Below are 17150 nucleotides of genomic sequence, written 5' to 3'. Positions count from 1 at the left end.
GCTGGCACCGCTCACCAGGTTGTCGAGGGTTCCGGATACCGCCAAGACACACACCTCCCTGTGGGGGAGGCGCCCTTACGGAGAGGTTCCAGCCGAGCGTGGCGGACCTTGGCCCGTTGCGGAACCCGTCCGTTGCAGCGCCCCTCGACCTGACACAAGACCCTACACGGTGCCCTTTGGGGCCTGCGGAACCTGGCCGACGGCGGCCACATCGGTACATCCAGCCCCAGGCCGGCAGACCTCGCTGCGGTGGGAGAGCAGCCGGCGAAGGCAGCCGGGGCTGGTGTCAGCGGTCCCCGGTGGCGAAATGCGCGGTCAGCCGAAGTGCGCGGTCAGCCGAAGTGCGCGGTCAGCAGAGCGCGCAGGCCTCGGCGGTCGCTCCACATCGGCGCGGTCGCCGGGAAGACGTGCGTCCGGGCGCGCGGGAGGGCAGCCGCGACCTCGCCCACGACCTCGGTGCGGTGGATGAGATCGCCGTCCTGCCCGACGACCAGCGCCCGCGCGCCCACCCGGGCCAGCGCCGCGCGGCCGGCGAGCGGGGCGTTCCCCGGCAGCTCCGTCGGCGGTGAGCATGCGGTCAGCATCAGCGCGTAGGCGCGCAGGTACACGTCGAAGCCCCGCACTCCGTGCAGCTGCGAGGTCATGGAGGTGGCGATCTCGGCGCGCAGCTCGTCCTCGTCACCGCCGTGCCGGGCGAGGTGGATCCGCCGGAAGATCTCCAGGACGTCCGGCGGGATCGGTTCGTCCAGCGCCGGTGGCAGCAGCAGCGCCAGCGTCGTGAACAGGCCCGGCTCCCGGGCGGCCAGCGCCAGCAGTGCGCCCGCGCCCATGCTCTGCCCGAGGGCGGCCGTCGCCCCGAACTTGGCGGCGACAGCGGCCAGCTCGTCGGCGAGCTCCGGGTACGTCCAGCCGTTGGGCCGCGGCGACGAGCCGCCGTAGCCGCGGAAGTTGACGACGACCTTCGTCCCGGGCAGGCCCAGCGCGGTCGGCAGCATGACCCGCGCCGACGCACCCCAGGCATGCGCGACCAGGACCACGGGCTCCCCGTCCCCGACCACGATCACCTCGTTGGACGCGCCGTCGACGCCGACCGTCACCGTGCGCGCAGCCGTTGCCCGAGCCGCCCCGGCCCGTGGTCCCGCTGCCTGTACCGACACCCACATCCCCCGTATCCGCTCCGAGCGCCGCCGCGGCAGCCCGACCCGATTCCCGACCCGATCCGATTCCCGATCCGATTCCCGACCCGACCGTTTCATCGTGGACGTTAGCCGTTCGCGCGGGCGCGTCGGTCCGTTCGGGCCCGGTTCGGGCCCGGTTCGGGCCTGGCGAGGCCCCGGGGCGCGGGGCCCGGGAAACACAGGGGGCACGGCGCATGGGAAACAAAGGAAAGGGCGGGCGATCTTCGTCGTTCCGGAGTGCGTCGCAAGATCCCCAAGGAGTGGCGGGAGCCCAGGCCACCGAAACCTGACCTGGTGGTCCGTGCCCACCCGCCGCACGTCGACCGCCGGGGATCCCGCGTCACGGCGCTGCGCGCGCAATCAACGCCAATAGCGACAAAGGGAACGCGGAGTCGCTTGATAAGCCGCAAGAAGGGAGGATTTCGGTTGCTGTCGCAGCCATAATCCTCCCTTCTTGCTCTGGAGCAGCGGCCAGCGGCCAGCGGCAGTGGCCAGCGGCAGTGGCCAGCGGCAGTGGGGCTCGGGGTCAGGCCGAAGGCGCCGGGGGGCAGAGGCAGAACGGGTGGCCGACCGGGTCGAGCAGCACCCGCCAGCGTTCCCCGCCCGGCTGGAACTCGGCCTGCGTCGCGCCGAGCTTCTCGGCCAGCTCAAGCGAAGCCGCCAGGTCCGTGACCCGGAAGTCGAGATGGAACTGCTGCGGGGCGGACTGGTCCGGCCACCGGGGCGGCTGGTAGCCCTCCACCCGCTGGAAGCCGATCATCACTTCGGTGCCCGGAGGCGTCAGATAGGCCCACGCGCCCGCCTCGTCGGCGCCGGCGACGCCCCAGCCTGTCAGCTCGCCGTAGAACTCCGCCAGGGCCTTCGCGTCGGGGCAGTCCAGCATCAGCCCCGCCCAGCTCACGCCAGCGGACGTCGTCGCTGTCCCCACCGGTCCAGGCTCTTCGCTCAAGGGTCTCGCCTCTCTTCTCGTCTTCTCGACAGTGTCGGAACGCACCGGGGCCGCCACCGGGAGCACCGCTGCGGTCCCATCCTGACCGCGATACCTGACTTCCTCTGTCAGGTATCGCGGCGGATGATGGGCCGGTGCGCGCCGATCGCCTGCTCTCGGTCCTGCTCCTGCTGCAGGCACGGGGGCGGCTGACAGCCCGGGAGATCGCCGACGAGCTGGCGGTGTCGGTCCGCACCGTCTACCGGGATGTGGAGTCGCTCGCCGGGGCCGGCTTCCCGGTGGTGGCCGAGCGCGGGTCGGCCGGCGGCTACCGGCTGCTGGGCGGCTATCGCACCAGCCTGACAGGCCTGACCGCCGGCGAGTCGGACTCGCTGCCGCTGGCCGGGCTCCCCGCGGCCGCCGAGGCGCTCGGCTTCGGCCCGGGCGCGGCCGCCGTCGAACGCAAACTGCTCGCCGCGCTCCCGTCCGGCAACCGGCGGCGGGCGCAGCACGCCCGCCGCCTGTTCCACCTCGACGCGCCGGGCTGGTTCCGGGACGTCGAACCCGTGCCGCACCTGGCCGAGGTGGCCGGGGCGGTCTGGGAGTGCCGCCCGCTGCGGCTCACCTACCTGCGCTGGCGCTCCCCCCAGGGGGTGGTGCGGGACGTAAGGCCGCTCGGCGTCGTCCTCAAGAGCGGTACCTGGTACCTGGTCGCCGCGACCGCGACCGCGACCGCGACCGCGACCGCGACCGCGACCGCGACCGCGACCGCGACCGCGACCGCGACCGCGACCGCGGCGGCGGCGGCCAAGGTCGAGGCCGAGGACGGGGCCGAGCCTGCCGGGGCCGCCGCCGCGGCCGAGCCTGCCGCGGATGCGGGGGATGGCGTCCGGGTCTACCGGGTCGGGAAGATTCACCACCTGGAGACGCTGCCGGGCACCTTCCCTCGTCCGGATGATTTCGATCTCGCGGACTACTGGGCCGGGTGGACGGCCCGTTACGAGGCGAGTGTCTACCGGGCGACGGCCACGGTGCGGCTCTCCCCGGAAGGACTGCGGATGGCACCTTTCCGGCTCGCACCCGCGGTGGTGAGGTCCCTGCGGAGCACGGCGCAGGAGCCGGACGTAGACGGATGGGTCCGCGCGCGGCTGCCGATCGAGTCGATCCGGCACGCCCGTGGTGACCTGCTCGTCCTCGGCGCCGAGGTGGAGGTCCTGGACCCGCCGGAGCTGCGCGAGGCGATGGCCGCGGCCGCGGCGGACCTCACGGCCCTCTACGCCGCCAGGCCATGGGAGGGCCGGAGCCCGGTCGTCGCGACGCCATGGTGCTGACGGCAGGCTCAGTCGACGTCGATGAGCTGGCCGTTGCGGAACATGTCGACGAACAGGGCGTGGTCGCGGTGGACCTGGGCTCCGTAGTCGTGGGCGAACTCGACCATGGCGAGGGTGAACCCCTTCGGGTCCGCCGAGATCGCCTCGTGGATGGCGTCCTCGGTGGAGAAGCTCACCAGGTCGTGGTCGCTCTCGTCGTCGGCGACCGCGTGCATCCGGGCGGTCGACCGGCCGAGGTCGGCGACCAGGCCCAGCATCTCGTCGCGCTCGTTGACCTCGGACCAGTCGAGGTCCTGGGCGTACGGGGAGACCTCGGCGACGAGCTGGCCGATCCCGTCCAGCTCGGAGTAGCCCAGCCAGGAGTCGCTGTCGGCCTGCAGCGCCCGCTGTGACACCGCGGTGCGGTGCCCCTGGTGGTGGAAGTAGCCGGCGATCCGTTCGTCGGGGACGAACCTGCTCACCGCCGGGCTCTGCGCCTGCTTCATGTACAGGACTACGTCGTTGTCCAGTGCCTCGGTGTGTCCCTCGACGAGGATGCTGTAGGACGGCAGCCCGGCACTGCCGATACCCACCCCGCGCCGCAGCACGACATCCTTCACCGTCAGCTCCACCGGGCGCGTGCGCCGGCCCGGCGGCACCGTCGCCAGGTAGCGGTCGAAGGCGGCGATGACCTTCGCGCGTGTCTCGTCGTCCACCGCGCTGACGCCGTCGACGTGGGCGAAACGGCGGTCGTAGTTCTCGACCACGGTCAGCTCGTCGAGCAGGGCGACCCGGGTGGCGCGCCGCGCGGTCTGCAGGAAGGCGTGCACCACACCCTCGGTGGACGTCCGGGTCAGCAGGTCTGCGGACGAGCCGCCCTCGGCGAGGACGCGGATCTTCTCCTGGTAGGCGCCGACGCACGCCTCGACCAGGTCGGTGATGACGGCGTCGCTGAGCGCCTTCGCCCGGCCGAGCAGGGCGAGGCTCGCCACCAGGCGGCGCAGGTCCCAGGTGAACGGCCCGACGTACGCCTCGTCGAAGTCGTTGACGTTGAACACGAGCACGCCGTTGCTGCTCATGTAGGTGCCGAAGTTCTCCGCATGCAGATCACCGTGAATCCAGACCCGGCTCGTCCGCTCGTTCAGGAAAGGGTCGTCCAGGCCGTTGATATCGGTGTAGAACAGCGCGGCCGAACCCCGGTAGAAGGCGAACGGCGAGGCTGCCATCTTCCGGAACTTGCGGCGGAAGGCACCGGGCTCCGCGGCCATCAGCTCACCGAAGGCCGCCCCGAACACGTCCCCGATCACCTGGGCACGGTCGGCACCGGCAGCGGACGTCGTCATGCGCTGTGGCTCCCTCTCACGTGATCGCGTCATCGCGTCGTCGCGCGACTTCCGGCGTGGGCCGCGCGTGGTGGCCGCGCGTCGCCCGTCCCAGCATGCCAGCGCCCGCCGGCACGTGCGCTGGCCCGGGACCCGCCGTGACCCGCGCCCCACCCGACACCTCCGCCGAGATCGCCGGACGCGCACCGTGGACCGCCGCACCGCGGACCGCCGCACCGCGGACCGCCGCGGCACGAAAGAGGAGAGACTGCCGGCATGCCGTGGACGGAGAAGAGCGCAGTCGAGTTCGCCGAGCACCACATCGCGGTCTGGAACACGCGTGATCTCGACCGGATCCTCGCCCTGTACAGCGCGGACGTCGAATTCGTCTCCCCGCTCGCCGAGAAGCTCGTCGGCAGCAACCTGGTGCGGGGCCGGGGCGAGGCACGCACCTATTTCGAGACCGCCCTCGCCGCGAACCCCGACCTGCGGTTCGAGATCGTCGACGTCATGCGCGGCCTCGACAGCATCCTGATCTACATGCGGGGTGTAGGTGGCCGGCTCGTCGCCGACGTCCTGTTCGTCGACGCCGACGGCCTGATCGCCAAGGTCGTCGCCCACTACACCTGCCTGTCCACCTGAGCGGCAGGTCGCGCGACCACGATCTGGCACGGCCCGCCGCCTCCGGCCGTCAGCGGACCGGCCGTCAGCGGACCGGCCGTCAGCGGACCGGCCGTCAGTAGACCAGGACGGTGGTGCCGATCTCGGCGTTGCCCGACGACCACAGCCAGTCCATCGCGGCGTTGGTCACCCGGACGCAGCCGTGCGAGGCGGCCCGGGCCGGGACCGAGGCGTACCCGTGGATGGCGATGCCGTCGGCGTGGAAGTACTTCGGCCGGTAGAGGTCGCCGAGGCTGCCGTGGTCGACCCCGTTGACCTGGCGGAACATCCGCCAGGTGCCGGGCGGGGTGTCGGCCAGGTACTGGACGCCGTCGTGGTAGTAGATCTGCTCGGTGCCGGTCGAGGTGTTGAGCGTGGTCTCGACGTGTCCGTCCCGCACGATCTTCAGCAGCTGCCGGCCCTTGTCGACCTCCAGGACGAAGCCCTGCGTGCTGCGTGCGTCCGGCCGCGTGCCGCGGGCGATCGCGGCTCGGGTGGCCGGCCCGACCAGCCCGTCCAGCCCGATGCCGGCGGTCTTCTGCACGGCGAGCACCGCCTGCTGGGTGAGCAGGCCGAACGTGCCGTCCGGGGTGCCCAGCCAGTAGCCGGCCGCCATCAGCTGCCGCTGCAGCTCCAGGATCTCCGGGCCGGTCGCGCCGGGCCGCAGGATCGGCGGGCCGGTCGGCGTCGGCGCTGGTGACGGCGTCGTCCCGGCCGAGGTCGCCGTCGGGGACGCCGTGGGCGCCGGGGACGCCGTCGGTGTCGCCCCTGCGGTCGCCGACGCGCTCGGGGTGCCCGCGGGGGAGGCCGGGCCGCTCAGGCCGCTCGGCGTCGCCGGCGCCGGGGCCGTCGTCGTCGACACGGGCGCCGACGGCGACGGTGCCGGGCCGGTGGCCGCTGGACTGTCCGATCCGCAGGCCCCCACCAGCGCCATCCCGACCAGCGCAGGCAGGACGATCAACGAGCGGGTGACACGGGACCTGCACATGGCAGACATGTCCGAGATTTATTCACAGACGGGCTTCCCGGGCAGCCGAACAGCCAGGTGGTGCCCGTCCCACCGGGTGTGCCACGCGGTGCGGTGGTACCGCCCCGGTCCAGGGGCAACATCCCAGTGACCGGAGCATCGCCATGTGTGCCTGAAGAATCGAGGTCTCGACATGAAGCTTCTCGAGCGGCACCGGACGCCCCACCGTCCACCACCCGCCACCTCGGCCCCGGCCGCTGTCCCGGCTCGAACGGTGACCCCGGGCGCACCCCCTGGGACCGGCCGCATCGCGCGGCCCGCGGCGGTGTCCGCCGCTGACCTCGGGCTGCTGCTCCTTCGGTTGACCTTCGGCCTGCTGCTCGCCGGGCATGGCGCACAGAAGCTCTTCGGCCTGTTCGGCGGCGAGGGGCTCAGCGCGACCGGCAGAGGGTTCGCCCAGCTCGGCTACCACCCCGGCACGTTCTTCGCCGGAATGGCCGGTGCGGGCGAGTTCCTCGGTGGTCTCGGCCTGGCCGCGGGCCTGCTGACCCCGTTGGCGGCGGCGGCCGTGATCGGTGTGATGATCAATGCGATGATCGTGACCGTGCCGCACGGGCTGTGGGAGACCAACGGCGGCATGGAGTATCCGCTGTGCATCGCGGTGGTCGCGACCGCGGTCGCGGCGATCGGCGCGGGGCGGCTCGCGTTTGACCGCTTCTTCCGGCGGCGCGACGGTGGGCTGCCCGAGATGGCGTTCGCCGTCGGCCTCGGAGGCCTAGGCGCCGCCATCGTCCTGGCGGTCAGCTGACGCTGTGCCGCCTCTTCGCGCCGGTGTGGCCAGCGGTCGGACGACGGCGAGTCGGCTTGCTCCGCATCCTCGGCGGCGCCACCCGGCGTCCGGACTCAGACGCCGAGGAAGTCGAAGACGGCGCTCATCGCCCGGGGGTGGGCCTGTACGGAGTAGTGGTCGGCGCCGTCGATGGTCCGTCCGGTGGCCTTCGGGAACAGGGCGGCGAACTCGTCCGGGGATCCGGCGGTGTCCCGCTCGCCGATGACGACCAGCACCTCGCAGGCGACCGTGGCCAGGCCGGCGGCGGTCAGCGGTGCGGTCGGCCGGCGGGCGAACGCGAGCACGGCGTCGGTGTCGTTGCCGGCGCGGCGGGCGAGCCCCTTGATCACCCGGGCCAGGACGTCGGTGCCGTCCGAGGCGTCCGGGGTGAAGGCACGGCCCTGCTCGGGACGGAACTCCAGCATGCGCGGGCCGAGCCCGATCAGGGCCAGCCGGTTGAAGGACGCGAGCCCGCGCACCGCCGACTCCAGCAGCAGGTGCGCACCGGCGGAGAAACCGACCGCGTCGACGGGACCGCGGCGGGCGAAGGCCTCGGCGATCTCGGCGGCGGCGTCCGCGTAGGACTCCGGGTCGGTGTCTCGGCGGGAGGTGCCATGCCCCGGCAGGTCGACGAGGAGAACCTCGCGGCCTGCCTCCTGCAGCATGTCGATCCAGCCGGCGCCGCGCCAGCCGTGCTCGCTCGACGAGCCGAGGCCGTGGACCAGGACGACCGGTGGGTTGTCAGACATGCTTCGCACCGTATGCCGAGGCTGCTGGCAGGCGCTCCCGATCCATCCCGATCGGCACGGGCGTACCCGTACGGCCACCCACCGAGGATCTCGCACCGCCGCGCAGCGCCGGCAGTTCATCTCAAAAGGGATAAAAAGCGGGCGCAGGGCCGCCTGGCGGCCCGCAAGAAAGAAGGATTCTGGTCGTCGCAACGACCAGAATCGTTCACTCTTGCGACTCGCCAAACCGGGCCGCGGGCCGCCGGGCCGCCGGGCTACCGGGGCGCCGGGCGCTCGGAGGTCCGGCCGCGTTCGTGCGCCGGAGGCGACATCAACCTCGGTGACGTCCCGACGGACTGCTGAGGCCAACCGCTAGTCAGTCGGAACTTATAAGTTCATACTGGCAATATGGCTGACGGCGACAGATCGGGTTCCGGCGCGGATGCCGCCGCTGCCGAGGTGCTCCAGACTGCCTCCGAGCTCCGGCTGAGCCTCAGCCTGCTGGTGCGCAGGCTACGGATCACGCGGCCGGTCGGCGAGCTGACGGCGGGGGAGACGGCGGCTCTCGTCCGCCTGGAGCGTGGCGGGCCGGCGACGGCCGCGGCACTCGCGAAGCAGGAGGCGATCAGCCCACAGTCGATGGGAGCGATCCTGAGCGGTCTGGAGGTACGCGGCCTCATCGAGCGGAGGCCCGATCCGGGTGACGGGCGGCGGGTCATCCTGTCGCTTGCGGATGCGGGTCGCGACGCGCTGCTGGAGCGGCGCAACGCTCGCATCGAGCAGCTCGCGCGGGCGCTCACCGACGGTTTCAGCGATGCCGAGCTGGCCTGCCTGAAAGCCGCGGCGCCCCTGCTGGAGCGACTGGCACACACCCTGTGAGGGCGCTGGCGGCTTCCAGCGCTCCGGGCGGCCCCCGGTACAAGTGGGTCGTTCTGGCGAACACCACCGCGGCGGTGTTCATGGCCGCGTTGGACGGGTCGATCATCCTCATCGCGCTGCCGCCGATCTTCCTGGGCATCGATCTGGATCCGCTCGCCCCGGGCAACGTCAGCTACCTGCTCTGGATGATCATGGGCTACCGGCTGGTGCAGGCCGTGCTCGTGGTGCCGCTGGGCCGGCTCGGCGACATGTTCGGCCGGGTCAGGATCTACAACGCCGGCTTCGTGGTCTTCACCGTCGCCTCCATCCTGTTGTCCTTCGACCCGCTGCGCGGCGGGTCGGCGGCGATGTGGCTGATCGGCTGGCGGGTGCTGCAGGCGATCGGCGGCTCCATGCTGGCGGCGAACTCGGCGGCGATCCTCACCGACGTCTTCCCCGCCGACCAGCGTGGCCTCGCGCTCGGCATCAACCAGGTCGCGGCGATCGCCGGGCAGTTCATCGGCCTGGTCGCCGGCGGCGTCCTCGCCGTCTGGGACTGGCGGGCCGTCTTCTGGGTGAACGTTCCCGTCGGGGTCTTCGGCACCATCTGGGCCTACCTCAAGCTGCGGGAGCCGGCCCGCCGGGAACAGCCGGAGCGGGCGCCGTTCGACTGGTGGGGCAACATCACCTTCGCCGTCGGCCTCGGCGCGATCCTGATAGCCGTCACCGAGGGGCTGCAGCCCTACCGCGGGCACACCATGGGCTGGACGAAACCCACGGTGCTCGCGATGCTGATCGGCGGCACCGCGCTGCTCGTCGCGTTCGTCGCGATCGAGAGACGGTTCACCGCGCCGATGTTCGAGCTCGCGCTGTTCCGGCTGCGGGCGTTCACCGCGGGCAACATCGCCGGGCTCGCGGTGTCGATCGCCCGCGGCGGCCTGCAGTTCGTCCTGATCATCTGGCTGCAGGGCATCTGGCTGCCGCTGCACGGCTACGACTTCGAGGACACGCCGTTGTGGGCCGGCATCTACCTGCTCCCGCTGACAGCGGGAATCCTCGTCGCCGGTCCGCTGTCGGGCTTCCTGTCCGACCGTTTCGGGGCCCGTGGGCTGTCGACGTCCGGTGCGCTGGTGACCGTCGGCGGCTACGTCGGGCTGATGCTGCTGCCGGTCGACTTCACCTACTGGACGTTCGCCCTGCTGATCGCCGCCATCGGCGTCGGTTCCGGGATGTTCGCCGCGCCGAACTCGGCGTCCATCATGAGCAGCGTCCCGGCGGCCGTGCGGGGCGTTGGCTCGGGCATGCGCACGACCTTCCAGAACGCCGGCAGCGCGCTGTCGATCGGTGTCTTCTTCTCCCTGATGATCGCCGGGCTCGCGGGCAGCCTGCCCGGTGCCTTCTCCTCGGGGCTGAGCGCCGAGGGGGTGCCCGCGGACGTCGCGCAGCAGGTCGGTGCGCTGCCGCCGGTCGCGTCCCTGTTCGCTGCCGTGCTCGGCCTGAATCCGGTGGAGCATCTGCTGGCCGGAACCGGCTCGCTGGACCTGCTCGCTCCCGAGCACCAGGCGACGATCACCGGGCGGGAGTTCTTCCCGCACCTGATCTCCGCCCCGTTCCAGGACGGCCTGGTGGTCGTGTTCGGCGTGTCCGCGGCGCTCGGGCTGATCGCCGCGGTGGCGTCGGTGCTGCGCGGCGCCCATCAGCCCCAGCCCCAGCCCGGCGCGGTCGCCACCGCAGGTGCAGAGGCGGGCGGCCCGGTGCCGGCCCGAGAGACGCAGGTCGGACAATAGGGGCAAACGGGGTGCGGAGTCGCTTGGTAATCCGCAAGAAGTGAGGATCTCGGTTGCTGCAGCAGCCGAAATCCTCACTTCTTACTGAGCAGCGGCGGCGGCAGCCCGAGCCCGAGGCTCGGGATTCTGCGACGGGCTCTACTGATCCCAAACGGCCCAGATCCCGAACGGCCCAGGTTCCGAACGGCTCAGGGCTGGTTGATCAGATAGGCCACGTCGTTGTCGATCATCTGCTGTACCTGCTCCGGGCGGATCTCGTGGCCGGTGAACCGTTCCACGACGACGAGCCCCTTGGCGACCCGGTCGGTCGCTCCGGTCAGGTCGAGGTCGCGCAGGAGCGGGAGGACGGCGTCGGGAACGGCGTCCGGGCCGGGCTCGAACGCGGCCAGTACCTCGCCGCCCTGAGCCAGTGACAGCCGGGTGAGCGCGTTGATGTTCCAGAACATGCTCGCGGCCAGGCCCTGGCGGGACACCGAGGACAGCACCGCGTGCCGTGAGCCCTGCAGGCCGTTCGCCTCCACGGCGAGCACCGCGCCGCTGTCGGCGCCCGCGAGCGGAAGGACGAGCAGGTACGGGTCGGTGCGCCCCTCGGCGCGCAGCCGCGCCAGCGAGCACGGGGCGTCGGGGTCGGCGTCGAAGTAGCGCACGACATCCTGCGGCGTCGCTCCGACGACCACGGTGAACGTGGCGGCCTCGCGGAACTCGCTGCGCCGGCGTACCCACCGGTACCTGGTCTCCGGCTGGGAGGTGACCGGCGGGAGCTCCTCGCCGCGCAGCCGGTGGCCCAGCTGGTCACCGCGCTGGTGGACGACTTCTGGCGCGGCGGGTGCGCCCCACAGCGCCAGCTCGTACGTCTCGTCCTCGCCGGCACCGTCCCGGCCGCGGGCGCAGACGCGCAGGCGGTAGTCCCCGGGCCAGGGCGGTGTCTGGTGGAACAGGGAACGCGCGTCCGGCGGTGCCGCCGCCCGGCTGGTCACGGCCCCCACCACCGACGCGGCGCCGGCGCCGGCCGTCCAGCTGACCTCGACGATCTCGTCCCAGGCAGCGGCCTCGGCGGGCGTGGGCGTCCCGGGCGGCGCGGCCAGCACCCGCAGGGACACGTTCACCCGGCCCGTGCCCACACCGGTGCGCACGCGGGCCCCTCCGGCGACGACGTCCACGAGCCCGTTGCGATGGAAGTCCGGCGCCGGCACCGCGCGGCCCGCGTCCTCCACGGCGGCCTTGGCCGCGGGCTCGGCTGCGGGCTCGACGATGTCCTCGACGAGGCCGAAGGTGTGGCCCTCGACGTGCACGCAGCCGATCACCTGGCGGGGCAGCCGGTAGTCCGCGCGCCGGCGCATGAGCAGCGCCGCCGGGTAGGCGTCCGGCATGGGACGTCCCCGCAGCACCAGCACGGCGCAGCCGACCGCGGTGCCGACGACGACCGGGGCCTCGGCACCCAGCGACGGCGGGGCCAGCTCGCGCAGGACGGCGGTGGCGACGGCCACCGCGAGCGCGAGGTGGGCGGCTCCGTGGCGGGCGGCGAGGGTCGCCTCGTCGGCGGGCCCGTCGGTCGCCTCGTCGCCGGCCAGCCCGACCTCATCGTCGTCGTCGCGGGCGCTGTTGCGGGCGCTGTCGCGGGCGGCGCCGAACCGGTCGCCCGCGCAGTCCGCCGCGTCGTCGACGTCGAACACGCGGTCGTCCACGACCAGCAGTGGGGCGATCTCCGGATGGTCGAGCAGGCGGTGCAGGTAGGAGTGGATGAGCGCACAGGCACCGGGACTGATCCGGTCGAGCTGCGCGACGGCGGTGACCGCCTCGGGCTCGTCCGCGGGAGTCAGTGCCCGGGTGGCCGCCGCGGTTGCGGGCCGTGCTGGAGCACCCGCCAGCGCCGCGGTCAGGCCGCGCGGGGCGTGCAGCGGAATCTCGTCGACCACCAGCTCAAGGGCACCGAGCAGGCGTTCGGGCAGGCGTGGTCCGACCGAGCGCAGCGCGGTGAGAACCGGGGCTCCGGGGCGGTCCGTGGGCCGCTCCGCCGCGCCGATCCGACCGAGCTCGGCCGCGGGCGTGGGCGGAATCCGTGCCACCAGCTGGGGAAAAACATCCGCGATGACGTTCGCGAGCGGATCCAGGAGGTCCGCCGGGAGCTCGACGGTGGGCTCGGGCAGGGAAATCTGACGGCTTTCCAGGTCCGGTCGAAACACTCACGAAACTTTACTGGCGGCCGTCTCATTTCGGCGCGATCCGTACTTCCTGAGCGTGACGATCCGGCAACACACATTCGTGCCGATGTTGGTGCGTTTGCGGTGCGCGCACGAATTCTGACGCAGGCGGTCGCGGCCGGGCCCGCGGCGCTGGGCCGGCCGCCGCCGGCGGGCCGGCCGGCGGCCGGTTGATCTGGGCGCCTGTCCTGGCCCGGTGCCGGCGCCGGGTCGGTCCGGTGCCCGCCCTGGGCTGGTCGACCGCCCGGTCCGGCACCGGTCTTTCCGGCCGTCGCGCCGGACCGGAGGTCGGCGATCTGGCCCGCTGTGCCCGTCTCCGCGTGGTGTCCCGGTGCCGGGTTGATCCTCCGGACGTTTCTCCGCCGACCCGGGCCCGCGACACCATCGGGTGACCGCCGCCGGCGGCGCAGGTCTGCGTCCCGCCAGCCTGCGTTCCGCCAGGCCTGCGCCGCGGCAGGCCTGCGCACCGTGGGTGCGCGGAACGCGGGTTCTCGGGGCGCCGGCGCTGTGCGGGCCGGATCCTGGGACGCCCGTTCTCAGGACTCCGGGGCGAGCCGCAGCAGGGCGTCGGCGGCCAGCTCGTAGCCGAGTGGGCCGAGCCCGGCGATGACCCCCGCGGCCAGCGGGGAGATCACTGATTCGTGGCGGAACGCCTCCCGTGCCCACACGTTCGACAGGTGGACCTCGATCCACGGCCGTGGGTAGCTGGCGAGCGCGTCCCGCAGGCTCCAGCCGGCGACCATCAGCGCACCTGGGTTCACGATCGCGCCGACCGAGTCGTAGTTGTCCTGGATGGCGTGGATCAGCTCGCCCTCGGACTCGCGCTGGATCGAGACGACCTTCCAGCCCCGGTCGGCCACCCGTGCGCTGACGGCGGCCTCGATGTCGGCCAGGGTGGCCGTCCCGTAGATCTCGGGCTGGCGCCGGCCCAGAATCCCCAGGTTCGGGCCGTTCAGGAGAAGAAGACTGCTCACGATGACCTCTACAGGTGTGTGGCACGTGGTCCGGGCACGGTGTTTATAACAGGACGCGCTTCCGCCGGTTCCGGACCTGAGCCTGGGCGATACCGCTTCTACCCCGTTCTGACCACCTCCGCAAGCGCCTTGGTGTTGGCGGCCGGCCGTGTCGACATCGCGACAGCGCCAGTGGTCGGCTTTCGCGGCAACATTCCTGTTGCCCGGTAGTTCGGACTGGTTGTCTGACGTTCCGGAAGAATTGCCCTGTATCGTGCCGCCCTGATCGCGGGCGTCGACGTGGCAGGCAGGGCCGCTGACAGCACCGCCGACCGGTATCCATCCGTACACATCAACAAGAGGTGGCTCGATGAGCGACAGCCCACGGACGGCTCCTGACTTCCCGGTCTGGCCGCAGTTCGATGACGCGGAGCGTGCTGGGCTGGTCCGTGCGCTTGATCAGGGCCAGTGGTGGCGGATGGGCGGTGGTGAGGTCGACGCGTTCGAGCGGGAGTTCGCCGAGTACCACGGTGCGCCGTACGCGTTGGCGGTCACGAACGGCACGCATGCTCTGGAGCTGGCGTTGCAGGTGCTCGGGGTCGGTCCGGGCACCGAGGTGATCGTGCCTGGTTTCACGTTCATCTCGTCGTCGCAGGCGGCGCAGCGGCTCGGTGCGGTCGCGGTGCCCGTCGATGTCGATCTCGACACGTACTGCCTGGACCCGGCCGCGGTGGAGGCCGCGATCACCTCCCGTACCAGGGCGATCATGCCGGTGCATATGGCTGGTCATTTCTGTGACATGGACGCGCTCGGCAAGATCTCCGCGAACAGTGGTGTGCCGCTGATCCAGGACGCCGCGCACGCGCACGGGGCGAGCTGGCAGGGCCGCCGGGTCGGCGAGCATGGTGGTATCGCGGCGTTCAGCTTCCAGAACGGCAAGCTGATGACCGCCGGTGAGGGCGGCGCGGTGACGTTCTGCGACGCGGACCAGTTCGAGCAGGCGTTCCTGCGTCACAGCTGCGGCCGGCCGCGGACGGACCGTCGGTACCTGCACCAGACGTCGGGGTCGAACTTCCGGATGAACGAGTTCTCCGCGTCGGTGCTGCGGGCGCAGCTCGCCCGGCTCGGGGGGCAGATCGACACCCGTGAGCAGCGCTGGCCGCTTCTCGCCGGTCTGCTCGCGCAGATCCCCGGGGTTGTCCCGCAGGGCCGGGATCCGCGTTGTGATCGTAATCCGCACTACATGGCGATGTTCCGGCTGCCCGGGTTCGACGAGGATCGACGTAACGCGCTGGTGGATGACCTGGTGGAGCGTGGGCTGCCCGCGTTCGCCGCGTTCCGCGCGATCTACCGGTCCGCCGGTTTCTGGGAGACCGGGGCGCCGGAGGAGACCGTCGATCAGATCGCCGGGCGGTGCCCGAACGTGGAGGCGATCGGCGCCGACGGCATCTGGCTGCACCACCGCACGCTGCTCGGGACCGAGGAGCAGATGCACGCCATCGCGGAGATCCTGGCGCAGGCCCTGGCCGCCGCGTGAGCCCGACGTCCCCCGAACCAGAACACGAGCGCGGAGCCGAGGCCGGGCGTGTGCGGGTGGCGGTGGTCGGGCTCGGTTGGGCGGGCCGGTCGATCTGGCTGCCCCGGCTGCGGGAGCACCCCGGATACGAGGTGGTCGCGCTGGTCGATCCCGACCCGGTCATCCGCGCCGAACTCGACAGCACCGGGCCGGTCGGGGTGTTCGCTCATCCCGACCAGCTGAGCCGGCACGACGTCGATCTCGCCGTCGTCGCGGTGCCCAACCATCTGCACTGCCCGATCGCCGCGGGGCTGCTCGAGGCCGGGATCTCCGTGTTCGTGGAGAAACCGGTCTGCCTGAGCACCGCCGAGGCGGACCGGCTCGCCGTGGCCGAACGGGCCGGTGGCGCGGTGCTGCTCGCCGGGAGCGCCGCCTGCCTGCGCGCCGACCTGCGGGCGCTGTACACGCTGGCCGGGCAGCTCGGGACGATCCGCCATGTCGACGTGTCCTGGGTGCGTGCGCACGGGGTTCCCGACGCGGGGGGCTGGTTCACCCGGCGTGACCTGGCCGGTGGCGGGGCGCTGGTCGACCTCGGCTGGCACCTGCTGGACGCGGTCGTGCCCCTGGCCGGGCCGGGAGGGTTCGTCGAGGCGGTCGGAACGATCTCCAGTGACTTCGTCGCGGACGCCGCCTGGAGCGCCGCGTGGCGTCATCCCGGCTCCGCGGCCACCCGTTCCGGTGGCGATGTCGAGGACACCGCCCGCGCGTTCCTCGTCAGCGCCGACGGGGTGTCGGTGAGCCTGCGGGCGAGCTGGGCGTCGCACGAACCCCTCGACGCCACGGTGATCCGGGTCGAGGGCAGCGCCGGGTCCGCCGAGCTGCACTGCACGTTCGGGTTCAGCCCGAACCGCCGCCCCGCGTCGTCGCTGTCCTGGACCCGGGCCGGCACCACGACCCCGGTGGACGTCGCCACCGAACCGGTCGGCACCGAGTACCGCCGCCAGCTCGACGAGCTCCCCGGACTGCTACGCGACCCGGACCGACACGGTCTCGCGCTGACGCAGGCCCGGTCGACGATCGCCGCCATCGAACGGATCTACCACTGCGCCGGGCGATCCGCCGTGTCCGGGCAGCCGGCCGCACGGGAACGGGCCGCCGTCACGGGCCGGCTCGCCGTCACGCCGTGACCCTCCGGACGGCCACCACCCTGCCCACGCCTGGAAAGGCACCCATGGACATCCAAGCTGTCGTCTTCGACCTCGACGGCGTGATCGTCGACAGCCACGCCGTCATGCGGCAGGCCTTCACCCTCGCCTACGCCGAGGTCGTCGGCCCGGGCCCGGCCCCGTTCGAGGAGTACAACCGGCACCTCGGCCGCTACTTCCCCGACATCATGGAGATCATGGGGCTGCCCCTGGAGATGGAAGGCCCCTTCGTCCGGGAAAGCTACCGGCTCTCACCCCAGGTCGTGCTCTTCGACGGCGTCCGCGAACTGCTCACCGGCCTGCTCGACCGCGGGACACGCCTCGCCGTCGCGACGGGCAAGGCCGGCCCCCGGGCCCGTGACCTGCTCGCCCAGCTCGGCATCCTCGACTGCTTCGTGCGGGTCATCGGTTCCGACGAGGTCGCCCACCCCAAACCGGCACCCGACATCGTCGAGCTCGCCCTCCACACCCTGGACGTCGCACCGACGCAGGCCGTGATGGTCGGCGACGCCGTCACCGACATCCGCAGCGCCCGAGCCGCCGGGGTCCGTGCCATCGCCGCGATGTGGGGAGAAACCGACCAGGACGAACTGTTGGCGGCAGCCCCGGACTGGGTGACCCACACCCCGGCGCAGCTACTCGGCCTGCTCACGGCGCGGCCCTTCCAGCCCGCCTGAGGCCCACAGCCCCCGCCCGCACTCCGCGGCG

At 72.3% G+C, this 17150-nt stretch carries 15 protein-coding genes; 8 read left to right on the top strand and 7 right to left on the bottom strand.

Annotated elements, in window-relative coordinates:
- Nucleotides 1-332: 332 nt before the first annotated feature.
- The gene (locus AWX74_RS20310) at nt 333-1097 is read right to left on the bottom strand and encodes an alpha/beta fold hydrolase (RefSeq protein ID WP_091279477.1); all 765 of its coding nucleotides are present in this window, start codon (nt 1095-1097) and stop codon (nt 333-335) included.
- Nucleotides 1098-1704: 607 nt separating this feature from the next.
- On the bottom strand, nt 1705-2061 hold the full coding sequence (locus AWX74_RS20305; protein ID WP_091279473.1) for a VOC family protein: 357 nt from the start codon (nt 2059-2061) through the stop codon (nt 1705-1707).
- 200 nt (nt 2062-2261) lie between these two features.
- On the opposite strand from AWX74_RS20305, the gene AWX74_RS20300 reads away from it, so the two are divergent.
- Complete coding sequence (locus AWX74_RS20300) at nt 2262-3437, top strand: helix-turn-helix transcriptional regulator (RefSeq protein WP_091279216.1); 1176 nt, start codon at nt 2262-2264, stop codon at nt 3435-3437.
- A gap of 8 nt (nt 3438-3445) precedes the next feature.
- Here the strand turns inward: AWX74_RS20300 and AWX74_RS20295 are convergent, their stop codons facing one another.
- Complete coding sequence (locus AWX74_RS20295; RefSeq protein ID WP_091279213.1) at nt 3446-4759, bottom strand: DUF2252 domain-containing protein; 1314 nt, start codon at nt 4757-4759, stop codon at nt 3446-3448.
- Nucleotides 4760-5014: 255 nt separating this feature from the next.
- Here AWX74_RS20295 and AWX74_RS20290 point away from each other — a divergent pair, with 255 nt between their 5' ends.
- Nucleotides 5015-5380 carry a nuclear transport factor 2 family protein gene (locus tag AWX74_RS20290; RefSeq protein WP_091279209.1) on the top strand — a complete coding sequence of 122 codons (366 nt, stop codon included), beginning with the start codon at nt 5015-5017 and terminating at the stop codon, nt 5378-5380.
- A 94-nt stretch (nt 5381-5474) separates the two neighbouring features.
- Here AWX74_RS20290 and AWX74_RS20285 read toward each other — a convergent pair whose 3' ends face one another.
- Nucleotides 5475-6386 carry a L,D-transpeptidase family protein gene (locus AWX74_RS20285; RefSeq protein ID WP_091279206.1) on the bottom strand — a complete coding sequence of 304 codons (912 nt, stop codon included), beginning with the start codon at nt 6384-6386 and terminating at the stop codon, nt 5475-5477.
- Nucleotides 6387-6558: 172 nt separating this feature from the next.
- Between AWX74_RS20285 and AWX74_RS20280 the strand changes: the two genes are divergently transcribed.
- Entirely contained in the window at nt 6559-7173 is a 615-nt protein-coding gene (locus AWX74_RS20280) for a DoxX family protein (protein WP_193209863.1), read from the top strand.
- Between the two features lie 95 nt (nt 7174-7268).
- Here AWX74_RS20280 and AWX74_RS20275 read toward each other — a convergent pair whose 3' ends face one another.
- Entirely contained in the window at nt 7269-7943 is a 675-nt protein-coding gene (locus tag AWX74_RS20275) for an alpha/beta fold hydrolase (protein ID WP_091279203.1), read from the bottom strand.
- A 387-nt stretch (nt 7944-8330) separates the two neighbouring features.
- Between AWX74_RS20275 and AWX74_RS20270 the strand changes: the two genes are divergently transcribed.
- Together AWX74_RS20270 and AWX74_RS20265 are read left to right on the top strand one after the other, a co-directional pair.
- Nucleotides 8331-8801 carry a MarR family winged helix-turn-helix transcriptional regulator gene (locus AWX74_RS20270; protein ID WP_091279200.1) on the top strand — a complete coding sequence of 157 codons (471 nt, stop codon included), beginning with the start codon at nt 8331-8333 and terminating at the stop codon, nt 8799-8801.
- A gap of 5 nt (nt 8802-8806) precedes the next feature.
- Nucleotides 8807-10567, top strand: a complete 1761-nt coding sequence (locus AWX74_RS20265) for an MFS transporter (RefSeq protein ID WP_091279466.1) — start codon at nt 8807-8809, stop codon at nt 10565-10567.
- Nucleotides 10568-10755: 188 nt separating this feature from the next.
- Here the strand turns inward: AWX74_RS20265 and AWX74_RS20260 are convergent, their stop codons facing one another.
- Both AWX74_RS20260 and AWX74_RS20255 read right to left on the bottom strand, forming a co-directional pair.
- The gene (locus AWX74_RS20260) at nt 10756-12750 is read right to left on the bottom strand and encodes a DUF6461 domain-containing protein (protein ID WP_091279197.1); all 1995 of its coding nucleotides are present in this window, start codon (nt 12748-12750) and stop codon (nt 10756-10758) included.
- A 554-nt stretch (nt 12751-13304) separates the two neighbouring features.
- Nucleotides 13305-13742, bottom strand: a complete 438-nt coding sequence (locus AWX74_RS20255) for a type II 3-dehydroquinate dehydratase (RefSeq protein ID WP_091279195.1) — start codon at nt 13740-13742, stop codon at nt 13305-13307.
- Nucleotides 13743-14091: 349 nt separating this feature from the next.
- On the opposite strand from AWX74_RS20255, the gene AWX74_RS20250 reads away from it, so the two are divergent.
- From AWX74_RS20250 to AWX74_RS20240, 3 genes are read left to right on the top strand one after another with little or no spacing between them, the layout of a single operon-like run.
- On the top strand, nt 14092-15258 hold the full coding sequence (locus AWX74_RS20250) for a DegT/DnrJ/EryC1/StrS family aminotransferase (protein ID WP_091279188.1): 1167 nt from the start codon (nt 14092-14094) through the stop codon (nt 15256-15258).
- A complete protein-coding gene (locus AWX74_RS20245; protein WP_091279185.1) occupies nt 15255-16424 on the top strand; it encodes a Gfo/Idh/MocA family protein in 1170 nt (389 codons plus the stop codon). Before AWX74_RS20250 ends, AWX74_RS20245 begins: the two co-directional genes overlap by 4 nt.
- Nucleotides 16425-16468: 44 nt before the next feature.
- On the top strand, nt 16469-17119 hold the full coding sequence (locus AWX74_RS20240) for an HAD-IA family hydrolase (RefSeq protein WP_091279181.1): 651 nt from the start codon (nt 16469-16471) through the stop codon (nt 17117-17119).
- The last annotated feature ends 31 nt before the right edge of the window (nt 17120-17150 follow it).

The organism is Parafrankia irregularis, from assembly GCF_001536285.1.
Taxonomy (GTDB): Bacteria; Actinomycetota; Actinomycetes; order Frankiales; family Frankiaceae; genus Parafrankia; species Parafrankia irregularis.
This window is presented reverse-complemented; position numbering and strand designations above follow the sequence as displayed.

Excerpts from the sequence above, each read along its gene's own strand:
- AWX74_RS20305 (WP_091279473.1), bottom strand. The coding sequence starts at position 2,061 with ATGCTGGACTGCCCCGACGCGAAGGCCCTGGCGGAGTTCTACGGCGAG.
- AWX74_RS20295 (WP_091279213.1), bottom strand. The coding sequence starts at position 4,759 with ATGACGACGTCCGCTGCCGGTGCCGACCGTGCCCAGGTGATCGGGGAC.
- AWX74_RS20290 (WP_091279209.1), top strand. The coding sequence starts at position 5,015 with ATGCCGTGGACGGAGAAGAGCGCAGTCGAGTTCGCCGAGCACCACATC.
- AWX74_RS20285 (WP_091279206.1), bottom strand. The coding sequence starts at position 6,386 with ATGTGCAGGTCCCGTGTCACCCGCTCGTTGATCGTCCTGCCTGCGCTG.
- AWX74_RS20280 (WP_193209863.1), top strand. The coding sequence starts at position 6,559 with ATGAAGCTTCTCGAGCGGCACCGGACGCCCCACCGTCCACCACCCGCC.
- AWX74_RS20275 (WP_091279203.1), bottom strand. The coding sequence starts at position 7,943 with ATGTCTGACAACCCACCGGTCGTCCTGGTCCACGGCCTCGGCTCGTCG.
- AWX74_RS20270 (WP_091279200.1), top strand. The coding sequence starts at position 8,331 with ATGGCTGACGGCGACAGATCGGGTTCCGGCGCGGATGCCGCCGCTGCC.
- AWX74_RS20250 (WP_091279188.1), top strand. The coding sequence starts at position 14,092 with ATGAGCGACAGCCCACGGACGGCTCCTGACTTCCCGGTCTGGCCGCAG.
- AWX74_RS20240 (WP_091279181.1), top strand. The coding sequence starts at position 16,469 with ATGGACATCCAAGCTGTCGTCTTCGACCTCGACGGCGTGATCGTCGAC.